14 protein-coding genes are annotated in these 14,903 nt (G+C 64.7%); 10 read left to right on the forward strand and 4 right to left on the reverse strand.

The window, feature by feature from the left end; genetic code table 11:
• The first annotated feature begins 8 nt into the window (after positions 1 to 8).
• From uvrC to AC4CS3_RS08855, 10 genes are all read left to right on the forward strand, one after another.
• The gene (uvrC, locus tag AC4CS3_RS08810) at positions 9 to 2,006 is read left to right on the forward strand and encodes an excinuclease ABC subunit UvrC (protein ID WP_490783117.1); all 1,998 of its coding nucleotides are present in this window, start codon (positions 9 to 11) and stop codon (positions 2,004 to 2,006) included.
• An 87-nt stretch (positions 2,007 to 2,093) separates the two neighbouring features.
• A complete protein-coding gene (rapZ, locus tag AC4CS3_RS08815; protein WP_490783118.1) occupies positions 2,094 to 3,017 on the forward strand; it encodes an RNase adapter RapZ in 924 nt (307 codons plus the stop codon).
• Positions 3,017 to 4,033, forward strand: coding sequence for a gluconeogenesis factor YvcK family protein (locus AC4CS3_RS08820; protein WP_490783119.1), 1,017 nt, complete (start codon positions 3,017 to 3,019; stop codon positions 4,031 to 4,033). The genes rapZ and AC4CS3_RS08820 overlap by 1 nt, the downstream gene beginning before the upstream one ends.
• A gap of 9 nt (positions 4,034 to 4,042) precedes the next feature.
• Positions 4,043 to 5,023, forward strand: a complete 981-nt coding sequence (gene whiA / locus AC4CS3_RS08825) for a DNA-binding protein WhiA (RefSeq protein ID WP_133202987.1) — start codon at positions 4,043 to 4,045, stop codon at positions 5,021 to 5,023.
• 109 nt (positions 5,024 to 5,132) lie between these two features.
• On the forward strand, positions 5,133 to 5,756 hold the full coding sequence (locus AC4CS3_RS08830) for a superoxide dismutase (protein ID WP_059389282.1): 624 nt from the start codon (positions 5,133 to 5,135) through the stop codon (positions 5,754 to 5,756).
• 285 nt (positions 5,757 to 6,041) lie between these two features.
• A complete protein-coding gene (gap, locus tag AC4CS3_RS08835; RefSeq protein WP_345451940.1) occupies positions 6,042 to 7,052 on the forward strand; it encodes a type I glyceraldehyde-3-phosphate dehydrogenase in 1,011 nt (336 codons plus the stop codon).
• Positions 7,053 to 7,061: 9 nt separating this feature from the next.
• Positions 7,062 to 8,288 carry a phosphoglycerate kinase gene (locus AC4CS3_RS08840; RefSeq protein WP_490783120.1) on the forward strand — a complete coding sequence of 409 codons (1,227 nt, stop codon included), beginning with the start codon at positions 7,062 to 7,064 and terminating at the stop codon, positions 8,286 to 8,288.
• Positions 8,289 to 8,370: 82 nt separating this feature from the next.
• Positions 8,371 to 9,186, forward strand: coding sequence for a triose-phosphate isomerase (gene tpiA / locus AC4CS3_RS08845; protein WP_490783121.1), 816 nt, complete (start codon positions 8,371 to 8,373; stop codon positions 9,184 to 9,186).
• A gap of 47 nt (positions 9,187 to 9,233) precedes the next feature.
• Positions 9,234 to 9,491 (forward strand): preprotein translocase subunit SecG, encoded by a 258-nt coding sequence (secG, locus tag AC4CS3_RS08850; protein WP_234749463.1) that lies wholly within the window; start codon positions 9,234 to 9,236, stop codon positions 9,489 to 9,491.
• Between the two features lie 99 nt (positions 9,492 to 9,590).
• On the forward strand, positions 9,591 to 9,986 hold the full coding sequence (locus AC4CS3_RS08855) for an RNA polymerase-binding protein RbpA (RefSeq protein ID WP_490783122.1): 396 nt from the start codon (positions 9,591 to 9,593) through the stop codon (positions 9,984 to 9,986).
• On the opposite strand, the gene pgl is transcribed toward AC4CS3_RS08855, so the two are convergent.
• The 4 genes from pgl to AC4CS3_RS08875 are packed head-to-tail and all read right to left on the reverse strand — an operon-like array spanning position 9,939 to position 14,898.
• The gene (pgl, locus tag AC4CS3_RS08860) at positions 9,939 to 10,757 is read right to left on the reverse strand and encodes a 6-phosphogluconolactonase (protein WP_490783123.1); all 819 of its coding nucleotides are present in this window, start codon (positions 10,755 to 10,757) and stop codon (positions 9,939 to 9,941) included. The genes AC4CS3_RS08855 and pgl overlap by 48 nt on opposite strands.
• A gap of 8 nt (positions 10,758 to 10,765) precedes the next feature.
• Positions 10,766 to 11,689, reverse strand: a complete 924-nt coding sequence (locus AC4CS3_RS08865; RefSeq protein WP_490783124.1) for a glucose-6-phosphate dehydrogenase assembly protein OpcA — start codon at positions 11,687 to 11,689, stop codon at positions 10,766 to 10,768.
• Entirely contained in the window at positions 11,686 to 13,251 is a 1,566-nt protein-coding gene (gene zwf / locus AC4CS3_RS08870; RefSeq protein ID WP_490783125.1) for a glucose-6-phosphate dehydrogenase, read from the reverse strand. The genes AC4CS3_RS08865 and zwf overlap by 4 nt, the downstream gene beginning before the upstream one ends.
• Positions 13,252 to 13,266: 15 nt before the next feature.
• Positions 13,267 to 14,898, reverse strand: coding sequence for a glucose-6-phosphate isomerase (locus tag AC4CS3_RS08875; RefSeq protein ID WP_437770262.1), 1,632 nt, complete (start codon positions 14,896 to 14,898; stop codon positions 13,267 to 13,269).
• Positions 14,899 to 14,903: the final 5 nt, after the last annotated feature.

Raw genomic sequence — 14,903 nt, forward strand, 5'->3', positions numbered from 1 at the left:
CTGGATCTGTGGCAGATCCAGCGAGTTATCGACCCCAGACGGGAGAAATCCCCACCACCCCCGGCGTCTATCGGTTCCGGGATCCGCATGGCCGCGTCATCTACGTGGGCAAGGCGAAGAACCTCCGCTCCCGGCTGAACTCGTACTTCGCCAACCCTGCGGGTCTGTTGCCGAAGACGCATGCGATGGTGCACGCGGCGAGCAGCGTCGAGTGGACCATGGTGGGCAGCGAGCTTGAGTCGCTTCAGCTCGAATACACCTGGATCAAGGAATTCAAGCCCCGCTTCAACGTCGTCTTCCGCGATGACAAGACCTATCCGTACCTTGCCGTGAGCATGGGGGAGAAGCTCCCGCGTGTCCAGGTCATGCGCGGGGAGCGCCGCAAGGGCACCCGCTACTTCGGGCCGTACACGGCTGGCGCCATCCGCGAAACCATGGACACCTTGTTGCGGGTCTTTCCGGTCCGCAGCTGCAGTCCAGGCGTGTTGAAGCGCGCCCAGGCCAGCGGCCGGCCATGCTTGCTGGGCTACATCGACAAATGCTCGGCCCCGTGTGTCGGCCGTGTCACCGCGGAGGAGCACCGGGCCATCGCGGAAGACTTCTGCTCGTTCATGGGTGGCGAAGCCAAACGCTTCATCACCCGCCTCGAAAAGGACATGGGCGCCGCCGTCGCCGAGCTGGACTACGAACGGGCAGCCCGGCTCCGGGACGACATCATCGCCCTCCGCAAAGTGTTCGAGCGCAACGCCGTCGTGCTCTCCGAAGACACCGACGCGGATGTCTTCGCGCTGCACGATGACGACCTCGAGGCCTCCGTGCAGGTATTCCACGTCAGGGGTGGCCGGGTGCGGGGCCAGCGCGGCTGGGTCGTGGAAAAAGTCGAGGACGCCACCACTCCGGAGCTCATCGAGCACCTGTTGCAGCAGGTCTACGGAGAGGACAGCGACAACCAGGGCCGTATTCCGCGCGAAGTCCTCGTACCGGAGATTCCGAGCAACCACCACGAACTGCTTGAATGGCTCGGCGGCCTCAGGGGCGCCAAGGTGGATATCCGGGTGCCGCAGCGCGGGGACAAGGCTGCCCTCATGTCCACCGTCCGCGAAAACGCCGAGCAGGCGCTGAAGCTCCACAAAGTCCGGCGGGCGGGCGATATCACAGTGCGTTCCCTGGCGCTCCAGGAACTGCAGGAAGCGCTTGATCTTCCCGTGCCCCTGCTCCGGATCGAGTGCTACGACATTTCCCATGTGCAGGGCACCAACGTGGTTGCGTCCATGGTGGTGGTGGAGGACGGCCTCCCCAAGAAATCCGACTACAGGAAGTTCTCCATCACGGGTGCGGCGGCAAGCGACGACACCGCTGCGATGCACGACGTCCTGACCAGGCGCTTCAGGCATTACCTGCAGGATAAGTCCGCCCAGCTCCCCAAGAGTGGAGAGGTTCCGAACCCCGGCGCCGGGGAACCGTCGTCGCCGGATGATGCTGCCCTCACGGGAGCCAAGGCGAAATTCGCCTATCCGCCCAACCTCGTCGTCGTCGACGGCGGGCAGCCCCAGGTGAATGCCGCCGCGCGGGCACTCTCGGAGCTGGGGATCGACGACGTCTACGTCGTGGGCCTGGCCAAGCGCCTCGAAGAAGTCTGGTTGCCGGACAGCGACTTCCCGGTGATTCTGCCCCGCACATCGCAGGGGCTCTACTTGCTCCAGCGCATTCGCGACGAAGCCCACCGTTTCGCCATCACCTTCCACCGGCAGAAGCGTGGAAAGGCGATGACTGTGTCCGCGCTCGACGGCGTTCCGGGCCTCGGCGAGGCCAAACGGAAGGCGCTCGTGGCGCATTTCGGTTCGCTCAAGAAGATCAAGGCGGCAACGGCCCTTGAGCTCACTGCCGCGAAGGGGATCGGCCCGGCATTGGCGGAAGCGGTCGTCAGCCATCTGGCGGCAGCCGGCGCCTCCGGAGAAGCCGCTCCCGCAGTAAACATGACCACCGGCGAAATCCTTGAAATTTAGCTAGGGTAATAAGCGGACCCCTCCTCAAGGGGTCCGCTTATGGACCATCCCACAAACTTTGGACCATCTCAGAAACGGGGAAACTTGATGTCAGAGTCAACAGCAGGATCCGGCGCGGAGCAGGACGGTCTCATCCCCGTCAAGCCTGTCGAAGCGGAACTGCTGGTGGTGACTGGCATGTCCGGAGCAGGCCGCAGCACCGCCTCGGACGCCCTGGAAGACCACGGCTGGTACGTCGTCGAAAACCTCCCGCCGCAGATGCTGGGGACGCTTGCCGAAATCGTCTCGCACGCGCCCCAGTCCATTCCCAAGCTCGCCGTCGTCGTGGACGTGCGTAGCAAAGGACTCTTCACTGATATCAGGACGGCGCTCGGCGCCCTCAGCGCCAGCGGAATCACCTTCCGCGTCCTCTTCCTTGATGCCAGCGACAACGTCCTTGTACGGCGCTTCGAGCAGGGCCGCCGCCCGCATCCGCTCCAGGGTGGTGGCCGGATCCTGGACGGCATCGCGGCGGAACGCGACGTCCTGAAGGAACTCCGCGAATCGGCAGACGTGGTCCTGGACACGAGTACGTACAACGTCCACGGCCTGGCAACCGCCATCACGGAACTCTTCAACGACACAGGCCCTGTGGCGTTGCGCTTGAACGTCATGAGCTTCGGCTTCAAATACGGGCTGCCCGTAGACGCCAACTTCGTGGCGGATGCACGCTTCATCCCCAACCCGCACTGGGTTCCGAAATTGCGTCCGCACACGGGACTCGACGCCGATGTCAGCGACTACGTCTTGGGGGCCGCGGGCGTGAAGGACTTCGTTGACCGCTATGTCCTTGCCTTGGAGCCCGTCTTGGACGGCTATCGGACAGAGAACAAGCACTACGCCACCATCGCTGTTGGTTGCACGGGCGGCAAGCACCGTTCGGTCGCGGTCGCCGTCGAACTTTCCAAGCGGCTCGCACAATATCCCCGGGTCACCGTCACCACAAGCCACCGCGATCTGGGTCGCGAATAATGGGGGTCCTGACCGGACCCCTGCCGCTGGTTCCACCGAAGGGCACCCCGGGCAGCCAGCCCGCCAAGGGCCCATCGGTTGTGGCGCTCGGCGGCGGTCACGGGCTTTCCGCGTCGTTGTCGGCATTGCGCCTCCTGACCTCCGAGCTCACCGCGATTGTGACCGTTGCCGACGACGGCGGATCCTCCGGGCGGCTGCGCCAAGAGTACGGCGTCCTTCCGCCCGGCGACCTTCGAATGGCGCTGAGCGCCCTTTGTGACGACACCGATTGGGGACGCACCTGGCGGGACGTCATGCAGCATCGCTTCAAGACTCCGAGCGGACGCCAGGGCTCCTTGGACGATCACGCCATGGGGAACCTGCTCATCGTCACCCTTTGGGAGCTTCTGGGCGACGCAGTGGCGGGATTGAAATGGGCAGGCGCCCTTCTGGGTGCCCGTGGCCAGGTCCTCCCGATGTCCACACAGCCGCTGAACATCGAGGGCGACGTCCGCGTGCCCTTGCCAGGGGGTGGGTACGAGTTCCAGGTCGTCAAAGGCCAGGCCAAGTGCGCCGTAGCCGGATCGCTCGAAAACGTGAGGCTCCTCCCGGAGGACGCGCGCGCGTGCATCGAAGCGCTGACTGCAATCGAGCTTGCGGACTGGATCATTCTGGGTCCCGGCTCCTGGTACACGTCCGTGTTGCCGCATTTGCTGTTGCCCGAAATGCGCCAGGCTTTGTGCGACACTCCCGCCAAACGCTGCCTCACCATGAACCTCGCCATGGACACCAAGGAAACCTCCGGGATGTCGGCCGCGGATCATCTGGATGCCCTGCGCCACTACGCGCCGGAGTTCAGCGTGGACGTCGTCCTGGCCGATCCGACCTCGATATCGGACCTCAAGGACTTCGAACGCGCTGCCGGGATGATTGGTGCGGAGGTGGTCTTGGGTAAAGTGGGGGCGTCGAGCCGCCGTCCAGTCCACGACCCGCTGCGTCTGGCATCGGCGTACCACGATATCTTCGGGAATAGTTAGGAACATGCGATGGCACTGACCGCATCGGTCAAGGAAGAACTTTCCCGGCTGGACATCAAGAAGTCGTCCGTCCGCAAGGCCGAAGTCTCGGCCATGCTGCGTTTTGCCGGCGGACTGCACATCATTTCGGGGCGCATCGTGATCGAGGCTGAGGTTGACCTCGCCTCCACGGCGCGGCGGCTGCGCGCCGCGATCGCGGAAGTCTACGGGCACCAGAGCGAGATCATCGTCGTCTCCGGCGGGGGACTCCGCCGCGGTAGCCGCTACGTTGTCCGTGTAGTGCGCGACGGCGAAGCCCTGGCCCGCCAGACCGGCCTCCTGGACGGCCGTGGACGGCCTGTGCGTGGCTTGCCGTCCGCCGTCGTCAACGGTTCGGCGTCGGACGCGGAGGCTGTGTGGCGCGGCGCGTTCCTGGCCCACGGATCCCTTACCGAACCCGGCCGGTCCTCCTCGCTCGAGGTCACGTGTCCCGGGCCGGAATCGGCGCTTGCCCTGGTGGGGGCCGCCCGTCGCCTCGGTATCCAGGCCAAGGCGCGGGAAGTGCGCGGCGTGGATCGCGTCGTCATCCGTGATGGCGACACCATCGCCGCGCTGCTCACCCGGATGGGCGCCCATGACGCCCTCATGGTGTGGGAGGAGCGCCGCATGCGGAAGGAAGTCCGGGCCACGGCCAACCGCCTCGCGAACTTCGACGACGCAAACCTGCGCCGCTCGGCCCAGGCCGCCGTCGCGGCCGGCGCCCGCGTGGACAGGGCCTTGGAAATCCTGGGCGACGACGTTCCGGACCACCTCAAATACGCCGGTGAACTCCGGGTGGCCCACAAGCAGGCCAGCCTGGATGAATTGGGCCGGCTTGCCGATCCGCCCATGACCAAGGACGCCATCGCGGGGAGGATCCGCCGGCTCCTGGCCATGGCGGACAAGCGGGCCGGGGACCTGGGAATCCCGGGTACCGAGGCAAATGTGACCCCCGAAATGATGGACGAATAAGGCACCCGCCCTAGAATCGTCAGGGTGTAGATTTCCGGCCGGTTCGCCGGTCGGATGAACAAAACGAGAGTTACCAACCGGACCCCGGTCCACTACATTGGAGGATTTCGTGACAGAGTACGTACTGCCCGAGCTCGGCTACGACTACGCAGCACTTGAGCCGCACATTTCGGCGAAGATCATGGAGCTGCACCACAGCAAGCACCACGCTGCCTATGTAGCAGGCGCCAACAACGCTTTGGCGCAGTTGGCCGAGGCCCGCGACAAGGGCGACTTCGCCAACATCAACCGCCTCTCGAAGGACCTCGCGTTCCACACCGGCGGCCACATCAACCACTCCGTGTTCTGGAACAACATCTCCCCGGACGGCGGCGACAAGCCCGAGGGCGAGCTGGCTGCGGCCATTGACGACGCCTTCGGTTCCTTCGACGCATTCCGGGCCCAGTTCTCGGCAGCCGCCCTCGGCCTGCAGGGATCCGGCTGGGGTTTCCTCGCCTACGAGCCCATCGGTGGGAACCTGCTCATCGAGCAGCTCTACGACCAGCAGGGCAACGTCGCAGTCGGCACCACGCCCCTGCTCATGCTGGACATGTGGGAGCACGCTTTCTACCTGGATTACGTCAACGTCAAGGCTGACTACGTCAAGGCCTTCTGGAACATCGTCAACTGGGCCGACGTCGCGAAGCGCTTCGAAGCAGCCCGCGCGAACGCCACCGGGCTGATCGTTCTCTAGGGAACTCCGCCCGAACCGGTGAGTGACGCGGAATACACGGGGATGTAACAAACTTCACATTCAGGTGAATTTCGCCCAAATACCGGATTGTCTGCCCCCGCAGTTGCGGGGGCAGACGTAGTTAAACGTAAGATGGGTCACGGAAGGCGGTTAGCCTTCAGCAATGTGGCTGGTCGCCCTCCGATCTGATAATCACTTCTGCCCAATGATGTGCGGGAATTGTTAGTTGGAATCAAGATCCGACTCACTAGGTGTGCTTGCAAGAGCACCAAGGAGACTGAAATAGTGACCACCCGTATTGGTATCAACGGCTTTGGCCGCATCGGCCGCAACTACTTCCGCGCAGCACTCGCCCAGGGTGCAGACCTCGAAATTGTTGCGGTCAACGACCTCACGAGTCCCGAGGCACTTGCCCACCTTTTGAAGTACGACTCCGTCGGCGGTCGCCTGACCCAGACTGTTGAAGTCAAAGAGGGCAACCTCATTGTCGACGGCAGCATCATCAAGGTCCTTGCAGAGCGCGATCCTGCGAACCTCCCCTGGGGCGAACTGGGCGTCGACATCGTCATCGAGTCCACCGGCTTCTTCACCAAGGCTGCCGCCGCACAGAAGCACATCGATGCAGGTGCCAAGAAGGTCCTGATCTCCGCTCCCGCTTCGGACGAAGACATCACCATCGTCATGGGCGTCAACCACGAGCTCTACGACCCCGCTGCACACCACATCATTTCCAACGCTTCCTGCACCACCAACTGCCTCGGCCCCCTGGCCAAGGTCGTCAACGACGCCTTCGGCATCGAGCGCGGCCTCATGACCACGGTGCACGCGTACACGGCAGACCAGAACCTGCAGGACGGCCCCCACAGCGACCTCCGCCGTGCCCGCGCCGCAGCGATCAACATGGTTCCCACCTCCACCGGTGCTGCCAAGGCGATCGGCTTGGTCCTTCCGGAGCTCAAGGGCAAGCTTGACGGCTACGCCATCCGCGTCCCGGTCCCGACCGGTTCCGCCACGGACCTGACCGTCACGGTTTCCCGCGAAGTGACCGTTGAGGAAGTCAACGCGGCTCTCAAGGCAGCTTCCGAGACCGAGCAGTTCAAGGGCATCCTCAGCTACACGGCAGATCCGATCGTCTCTTCGGACATCGTTGGCGACCCCTCGTCTTCGATCTTCGACTCCGGCCTCACCAAGGTCATCGGCAACCAGGTCAAGGTTGTTTCCTGGTATGACAACGAATGGGGCTACTCCAACCGCCTCGTTGACCTCACGGAGCTCGTCGCATCCAAGCTGGGCTAGGGTAGACACATGACATCTCACACCCTCAACGAACTGATCGCTGAAGGTGTCCGCGGGCGGTACATTCTTGTCAGAAGTGACCTGAATGTGCCGCTCGACGGCTCTACGGTGACCGACGACGGCCGCATCAAGGCCTCCCTCCCGGTCATCGAAAAGCTCTCGGACGCCGGTGCCCGCGTGCTCGTCACGGCCCACCTGGGACGCCCCAAGGGCTCTCCCGAGGCCAAGTATTCGCTCAAGCCGGCTGTTGCACGGCTTGCGGAGCTCGCGCCATTCAAGGTCCAGCTCGCGGAAGACACCGTTGGTGAGTCCGCCAAGGAGTTGGCCGGGTCCCAGGACGACGGGGACGTCCTCGTCCTGGAGAACGTCCGCTTCGACGCCCGCGAAACCAGCAAGGACGACGCCGAGCGCGGCGCCTTCGCCGATGAACTCGTGGCGCTGACCGGTGAGAACGGTGCCTTCGTGGATGACGCCTTCGGTGCCGTCCACCGCAAGCACGCCAGCGTGTACGACGTCGCCACGAAACTTCCCTCCTACCAGGGTGATCTCGTGCACACCGAGGTGGAGGTTCTTCGCAAACTCACCACGGATACCCAGCGCCCGTACGTCGTCGTCCTCGGCGGCTCAAAGGTTTCGGACAAGCTCGCGGTGATCGACAACCTCCTGGGCAAGGCTGACACCATCCTCGTCGGTGGCGGAATGCTCTTCACCTTCCTCGCAGCGGTTGGTCACAAGGTCGCGGGCAGCTTGCTTGAAGCTGACCAGATCCCCGTGGTCCAGGACTACCTCAAGCGGGCTTCCGACGCCGGTACCGCCTTTGTCATCCCCACCGACGTCGTGGTCGCAAGCCGCTTCGCCGCTGACGCCGAGCACGAAGTGGTCGCCGCGGACGCGATCGAGGACAGCTCGTTCGGCGCCTCAGGCATTGGCCTGGACATCGGACCGGTATCAGCAGCGGCTTTCGCCGAGCAGATCAAGGCCGCCAAGACCGTGTTCTGGAACGGCCCCATGGGCGTCTTTGAATTCGAAGCCTTCTCGGGCGGCACCCGTGCCATTGCCCAGGCTTTGACCGAGACGCCGGCATTCACCGTGGTGGGCGGCGGCGACTCCGCCGCAGCGGTCCGGACCCTCGGCTTTGAGGACTCCCAGTTCGGACACATTTCCACCGGCGGCGGCGCCAGCCTGGAATACCTTGAAGGCAAGGATCTTCCCGGCCTGAGCGTTCTGGACCGCTAAGGCTACAAAGCCGGCGGGGCGCCCTTCCTGGAAGGGAAGCGTCCCGCCGGCTTCCCTATCTCAACGCATCTTTGGAGCACACGTGACAACTTCTGCCAACGGAAACTTCATCCGCAAGCCCTTCATTGCCGGCAACTGGAAGATGAACATGGACCACGTCCAGGGCATCACCTTGCTGCAGAAGCTGGCATGGACCCTCTCCGACGCCAAGCACGACTACAGCCGGGTAGAGGTTTCGGTCTTCCCGCCCTTCACCGACCTCCGCGGTGTGCAGACCCTCGTCCAGGGCGACGAACTGGACGTCGTCTACGGCGGACAAGACCTTTCACAGTTCGATTCCGGGGCCTACACCGGCGATATCTCCGGCCAGTTCCTCAACAAGCTCGGTTGCGCCTACGTTCTGGTGGGCCACAGCGAACGCCGCACCATCCACAACGAGGACGACCAGGTCCTCAACGCGAAGGTCAAAGCAGCCTTCCGCCACGACGTCACGCCGGTCCTGTGTGTCGGCGAGGGCCTTGAGATCCGCCAGGCCGGCACCCACGTGGAGCACACGCTGGCCCAGTTGCGCGCCGGCGTCGACGGCCTCTCCGCAGATCAGGCAGGCGATCTGGTTGTCGCGTACGAGCCTGTCTGGGCCATCGGGACGGGCGAAGTCGCTGGTCCCGAAGACGCACAGGAGATGTGCGCCGCGATCCGTTCGGAGCTCGCATCCTTGTTCGACGATGCCGTGGCCGCCAAGACCCGACTCCTCTACGGCGGTTCGGTCAAGGCCAGCAACGCGGCAGCGATCATGGCCGAAAGCGACGTCGACGGTTTGCTGGTGGGTGGCGCGAGCCTGGACCCCGCCGAGTTTGCTAACATTGTCAGGTTCGAGAGCCACCTCAGCGCGGCTTAGTCCGTTTTAGGTTCCGCTCCCGTTTTCCGTTCTTCTGAAAGGCCGTCGTGGACGTTCTTCAAGTCATTCTGCAGATCCTGCTGGGCATTACCAGTCTTCTGCTGACGCTGCTCATCCTCCTCCACAAGGGGCGTGGCGGCGGGTTGTCCGATATGTTTGGCGGTGGCATGAGCTCAGGATTGAGTTCTTCAGGTGTTGCAGAGCGAAACCTCAACCGCTTCACCATCGTCTTGGGCTGCACTTGGGGCGTTGTGATCATCGGGCTTGGCCTCATCATGCGTTTCACCACGGGCGGAGACTCCTAGCACTGCCGCCGTCGGATCCTCGCACTCGAGGTGTCCTCTCATTAGACTAGGCTGCGTGGCCTTCACCGCCATGCAGCCGAACTCTCAAGGGGATCGACGATGGTTCATGGTACTTCTGGATTCCGGGGCACACGGGCCGGCGTAACAGCCGGATCGGCCCCAAGGAACCAACCCGACTCTGTAGTCGGCGAAAGCTTGCCGCGTATTCGTGTTCCCTATTGGTGCGCCAAGGGACATGAAACGCGGCTTGTTTTCGTTAAGCTCCCCGAAGATCAAATCCCGGTCCGATGGGACTGCCCGAAATGTGGCCTGGTTGCCGTCCGCGAACAGGGCGAAGCCACGATGGAACGTGCGGACGACGAAGTCTTCAAGAGCCACCTGGATTACGTTAAAGAAAGACGCTCCAGCCAGGACGCGGAGATTGTCCTGGCCGGAGCGCTCAAGCGGCTACGCGCCCGCGGGGTCCTTGCGGACGAGCTGCTGGGGGACACGTGAGGCTGCATTCTCATCGATGAGCCACAGGGTCCTCGAGCGGCCACTGGGTCCTGAGGCGGGAACCTGGACCGGGTTGGCCCCGGCAAGGGCCAGTCCCACGGCTCCGGCCTTGTCCTCGCCTGCCACAACCATCCAGATTTCCTGGGCGGAGTTGATGGCGGGCAAGGTCAGCGAAATCCTCGACGGCGGCGGCTTGGGGGAGTTCTCGACCCCCACTACCGTACGGTCCTTCACCCGGATACCCGCCTGCTCAGGGAAGAGCGAGGCAATGTGTGCATCCGGACCGACACCGAGCAGCAGGATGTCGAAACGGGGCAACTCGCCGGCCTCCTCGGGACGGTTGTCCGAAGTGTCCGCGGCGTGCTCGGCTTCGGCGGCAGCCTTGAGCCGGGCCGCGTAGTCCGCAGCGGCCTCGTCCGCAGTGGCGAACTCATCCGATGAACCCGGTTCGTGCACGCGGGCCGGGTCCACCGGCAGGCTGGAGAGCAATGCCTCATGCGCTTGGACGGTGTTGCGGTCCCTGCTGTCCTTGCCGACGAAGCGCTCGTCACCCCACCAGAAGTTCACCCGGGACCAGTCAACTGCGGGCGCAGCGGGCGAGTCGGCCACCGCTTTCAGGGTGCCGATGCCCACGGTTCCGCCGGTGAGGACCACAGTGGCTTCCCCGTGCTTGTCCTGGACGTCCACCAGCTTGGTGATGAGCCGTGCTGCGATCGCGGCCATAAGGACGGCGGAGTCGGGATGGATGCTTACTCTTGGGTCAGCGCTCACTGGGACGGTCACTCCTTGCTATTGGTTCGGGGCAGTCCCATAGTAATCACTTCTCCGAAGACATCGTCCGGATCAAGGCGGCGCAGTTCTTCGGCGAGGCAGTCCCGCAGGCTGCGGCGCGGCAGTGAAATCCGCTGGGCGGGCTGTCCCGGCTGGGTCAGTTCCGCGATGGTGAGGCCGGGACGGACCAGCTGGACGTCGCCGGTGGCGCGGCTCAGCCGCACCCGGCGGATGCCCGTTCCCGCCGGGTCGGCGACGATCTGGACCGGGGCCTCAAGGAACAGCGTGAGCCAGGCGGCCAGCAGCAGGGTGCTGGGTGAGTCAGAAGCACCCTCGACGGCGATGGCCGTGACGGGGGAATCGTCTACCTGGTCCAGCGCCGCTGCGAGCTGGAGGCGCCAGTTGGTCAGCCGGGTCCAGGCGAGGTCGGTGTCGCCTGCCCGGTACGTCTTCCGGATCCGGGCGAGTGCCGCCGCGGGGTCGGCCTCGTTGGCGGAGTCGGTGATGCGGCGGTGCGCGATGCGCCCGATGGAGGTCTCGCAGGCGTTCTCGGGTGCTCCGTGCGGCCACCAGGCCACGATCGGCGCATCGGGCAGGAGCAGTGCCGCGACGAGGGATTCGCTCTCCTTGGCGAGCTCGCCGTAGCCTCGCAGGACAATGACCTCTGAAGCCCCGGCGTCGCCGCCCACCCGGATCTGGGCGTCGAGGCGGTTGGGCGCTTCGCCACCGGCGTCCGCGAGCACGATGATGCGGCAGGGGTGTTCGCGGCTGGCCTCGTTGGCTGCCTCGATGGCTTCTTCTTCGAGACCGGACTTCGTGACGACCACGAGGGTCAGGACGCGTCCGAGGGCGATCACGCCTCCCTGCTCGCGCAGGGAGGTGATCTTCTTGGAGATCTTGGAGGTGGTGGTGTTGGGAAGATCTACGATCATGGCCTTCTCCAGGTTCGTCCGTCGCGGGCAAGCAGCTCGTCGGCCGAGGCGGGTCCCCAGCTACCGGGAGCGTAAGGTTCGGGCTGTTCGTCGAGTCCGGCCCAGTATTCCTCGAAGGGGTCCAGGATCTTCCAGGACTCCTCGACTTCCTGGTGCCGGGGGAAGAGCGGGGGCTCGCCCAGCAGCACGTCCAGGATGAGACGTTCGTAGGCCTCGGGGCTGGACTCGGTGAACGAGTGTCCGTAGCCGAAGTCCATGGTGACGTCGCGGACTTCCATCTGCGTGCCGGGTACCTTGGAGCCGAAGCGGATGGTGGCGCCCTCGTCGGGCTGGACGCGGATGACGACGGCGTTCTGGCCGAAGTCATCCTCGCCGTGGCCGCGGAAGAGCAGGTTGGGTGCCCGCTTGAACACCACCGCGATCTCCGTGACGCGCCGGCCCAGCCGTTTGCCTGCCCGGAGGTAGAACGGCGCGCCGGCCCAGCGCCGCGTGTTGATGTCCAGGCGGATGGCCGCAAAGGTTTCCGTCTTGGAATCGGCGGGAATGCCGTCTTCCTCAAGGTAGCCCTGGACCAGTTCGCCGCCTTGCCAGCCGCCGGTGAACTGACCACGGGCAGAGTGGGTGGACAGGTCCTCGGGGAGCCTGACCGCGGCCAGGACCTTTTCCTTTTCGGCACGCAGGTCATCGGCGTTGAAGGAGATGGGCTCCTCCATTGCCGTCAATGCCAGCAGCTGCAGAAGGTGGTTCTGAATGACATCGCGTGCCGCCCCGACGCCGTCGTAATATCCAGCACGGCCTCCGGTGCCGATGTCCTCGGCCATGGTGATCTGGACGTGGTCGACGTAGTTGGCGTTCCACAAAGGCTCGAACAGCTGGTTGGCGAAGCGCAGGGCCAGGATGTTCTGCACCGTCTCCTTGCCCAGGTAGTGGTCGATGCGGAAGACCGCGTCCGGCGGGAAGACGGACTCCACGATGTCGTTGAGCTTGCGCGCGGACTCCAGGTCGTGGCCGAAGGGCTTCTCGATGACCACCCGACGCCACTGGCCGTCCCCGGCCTGCGCCAGCCCGTGCTTGGAGAGCTGTTGGCAGACCTGCTCGAAGGCCTTGGGTGGAATTGACAGGTAGAAACCGTGATTGCCGCGCGTGCCGCGGGTCTCGTCCAACTCATCAAGGGTGGCGCCGAGGCGCTTGAACGCCTGGTCGTCGTCGAACTCTCCCTGGACGAAGCGGATGCCCTCGGAGAGCTGGTTCCAGACGGCGTCGTCGAACGGAGTGCGGGAGTGCGCCTTGACGTTCTCCTTGACCTCGTCCGCGAAGTCCTCGTTGCTCCAGTCCCGCCGGCCGAAGCCGACGAGCGCGAAGCTCGGCGGCAACAGCCCGCGGTTGGCGAGGTCGTAGACCGCCGGCATGAGTTTCTTGCGGGCAAGGTCACCGGTGACTCCGAAGAACACCAATGACGAAGGCCCTGCGATGCGGTTCAGGCGCCGGTCCCGGGGATCCCGGAGGGGATTGCGGTGGCTTGCCTTTCCGGTGGACCTGTAACCGATTTGTGTTTCTGGCATGTTTGGGTTTGTGCCTTAGCTTTCGAGCGCGCTGGCCTGGCCGGCCAATGCGGCGACGATTTCCTGGAGCTGGGCAACGCCGGCTCCACGATCCGTGAGGTGCAGCCGCAGGACCGGACGGCCGTGGTTCTCGAGAACCTGCGCGTCGCCGGCCGCCTGGGCTGCAATCAGTTGACCGAAAGTGAACGGGCGTTCCGGGATGGCGATGTCGCCGGTCGCGGAAGCCGTAACCTGCAGGAACGAGCCGATGGCCGGCCCGCCCTTGTGGAATTGTCCGGTGGAGTGCAGGAAGCGCGGGCCCCAGCCGAAAGTGACCGGCCGGCCGCTGACTCCGGCGAGTTCGTCGCGGATGCCTTCCAGTTGAGCGAACGCGATCCGGTCGAAATATGCCTGGACGCTCAGATAGCCGTCTGTGCCGAGTTCACCGAGGAGCGCCTTGACGGCATCGGCGGCCGTTGCCGCGTCGCCGAGCCACGCACCCCCGCGGACCTCGATCGCGCCGTCGACGAAGTTCGCCGGCGTCGGCTCGGGACGGGCGTCCAGCAGGCCGCGCGCGGCAATCTTGGCTGCCTCGACGTCGGGCTGGTCAAAGGGGTTGATGCCAAGCAGGCGACCTGCCACCGAGGTGGCGAATTCCCAGACGAACATCTGGGTGGCCAGGCCACCGGCGATGGCGGCTTCGTTTTCGCCGAGTTCGACGTCGGACTCCGCACCGACGAGGCGGATCACCAGGACGTCGTCCGCGCCGCCGCTGACCTCCGGCGCGGAAGGACCTGCCACAACCGGCAGAACACCCGTGCCGAGCTTGCCGGTGGACTCGGCGATGAGCTGTTCGGCCCAATCGGCAAAGCCGACAATGCCGGAACCGTCTTCGACGATGACGATCTTGTTGCGCAGAGGGGTGGTTCCGCCCAGCGCGGCACCGAGCCGGAGCCCGATGTTTTCGGGGGAGTCCTCGTTGAGGATTTCCGCTGCTTCCTCGGCCTCATCCAGGAACGCCTGGATGTCGACTCCGGCGAGGCCACTGGGGACCAAGCCGAAAGCCGTCAGGGCCGAAAAGCGACCGCCGACGTTCGGATCCGCGTTGAAGACGGCACGGTAGCCGGCTTCACGGGAGGCCTTGTCCAGCGGGGACCCGGGATCGGTCACGATGACGATACGGCTCTTGGCATCGATGCCGGCCTCGGTGAAGGCCTGCTCGAATACCCGTCGCTGGGAGTCGGTTTCCACGGTGGAGCCTGACTTGGAAGAGACCACGATGGCGGTCTCGGCCAGGCGGTCCGCGAGGGCAGCACCGACCTGTTCGGGGTCTGTGCTGTCCAACACGGTCAGCTCGACGCCAGCGGTGCCGGCAATGACCTCGGGGGCAAGCGAAGAGCCGCCCATGCCACACAGGACAATGCGGGAGACGCCTTCGGCCCGGAGGGCATCCCGGAGTTCCAGGATCCCTTCGACCAAGGGCTGGGAAACGGTTGCCGCTTCCACCCATCCGAGCCGGATGGCGGATTCGGATTCGGCATCCGGACCCCACAAAGTGTGGTCCTTGGCGAAAATCCTCGTGGCAATCCGGTCTTCGACAAGTGCCGGGATGTGCTGCTCGATGGCCTGCTGCGCAGCACCGCTGGCGTCGTAGCTGAGAGTGCTCATGTGGG

The sequence above is a fragment of the Arthrobacter sp. SE2 genome (assembly GCF_058244265.1).

Bases quoted from the DNA above. Each gene is read 5' to 3' on its own strand.
- rapZ (WP_490783118.1), top strand. From the start codon at position 2,094: ATGTCAGAGTCAACAGCAGGATCCGGCGCGGAGCAGGACGGTCTCATC.
- AC4CS3_RS08820 (WP_490783119.1), top strand. From the start codon at position 3,017: ATGGGGGTCCTGACCGGACCCCTGCCGCTGGTTCCACCGAAGGGCACC.
- whiA (WP_133202987.1), top strand. From the start codon at position 4,043: ATGGCACTGACCGCATCGGTCAAGGAAGAACTTTCCCGGCTGGACATC.
- AC4CS3_RS08840 (WP_490783120.1), top strand. From the start codon at position 7,062: ATGACATCTCACACCCTCAACGAACTGATCGCTGAAGGTGTCCGCGGG.
- AC4CS3_RS08855 (WP_490783122.1), top strand. From the start codon at position 9,591: ATGGTTCATGGTACTTCTGGATTCCGGGGCACACGGGCCGGCGTAACA.
- AC4CS3_RS08865 (WP_490783124.1), bottom strand. From the start codon at position 11,689: ATGATCGTAGATCTTCCCAACACCACCACCTCCAAGATCTCCAAGAAG.
- zwf (WP_490783125.1), bottom strand. From the start codon at position 13,251: ATGCCAGAAACACAAATCGGTTACAGGTCCACCGGAAAGGCAAGCCAC.
- AC4CS3_RS08875 (WP_437770262.1), bottom strand. From the start codon at position 14,898: ATGAGCACTCTCAGCTACGACGCCAGCGGTGCTGCGCAGCAGGCCATC.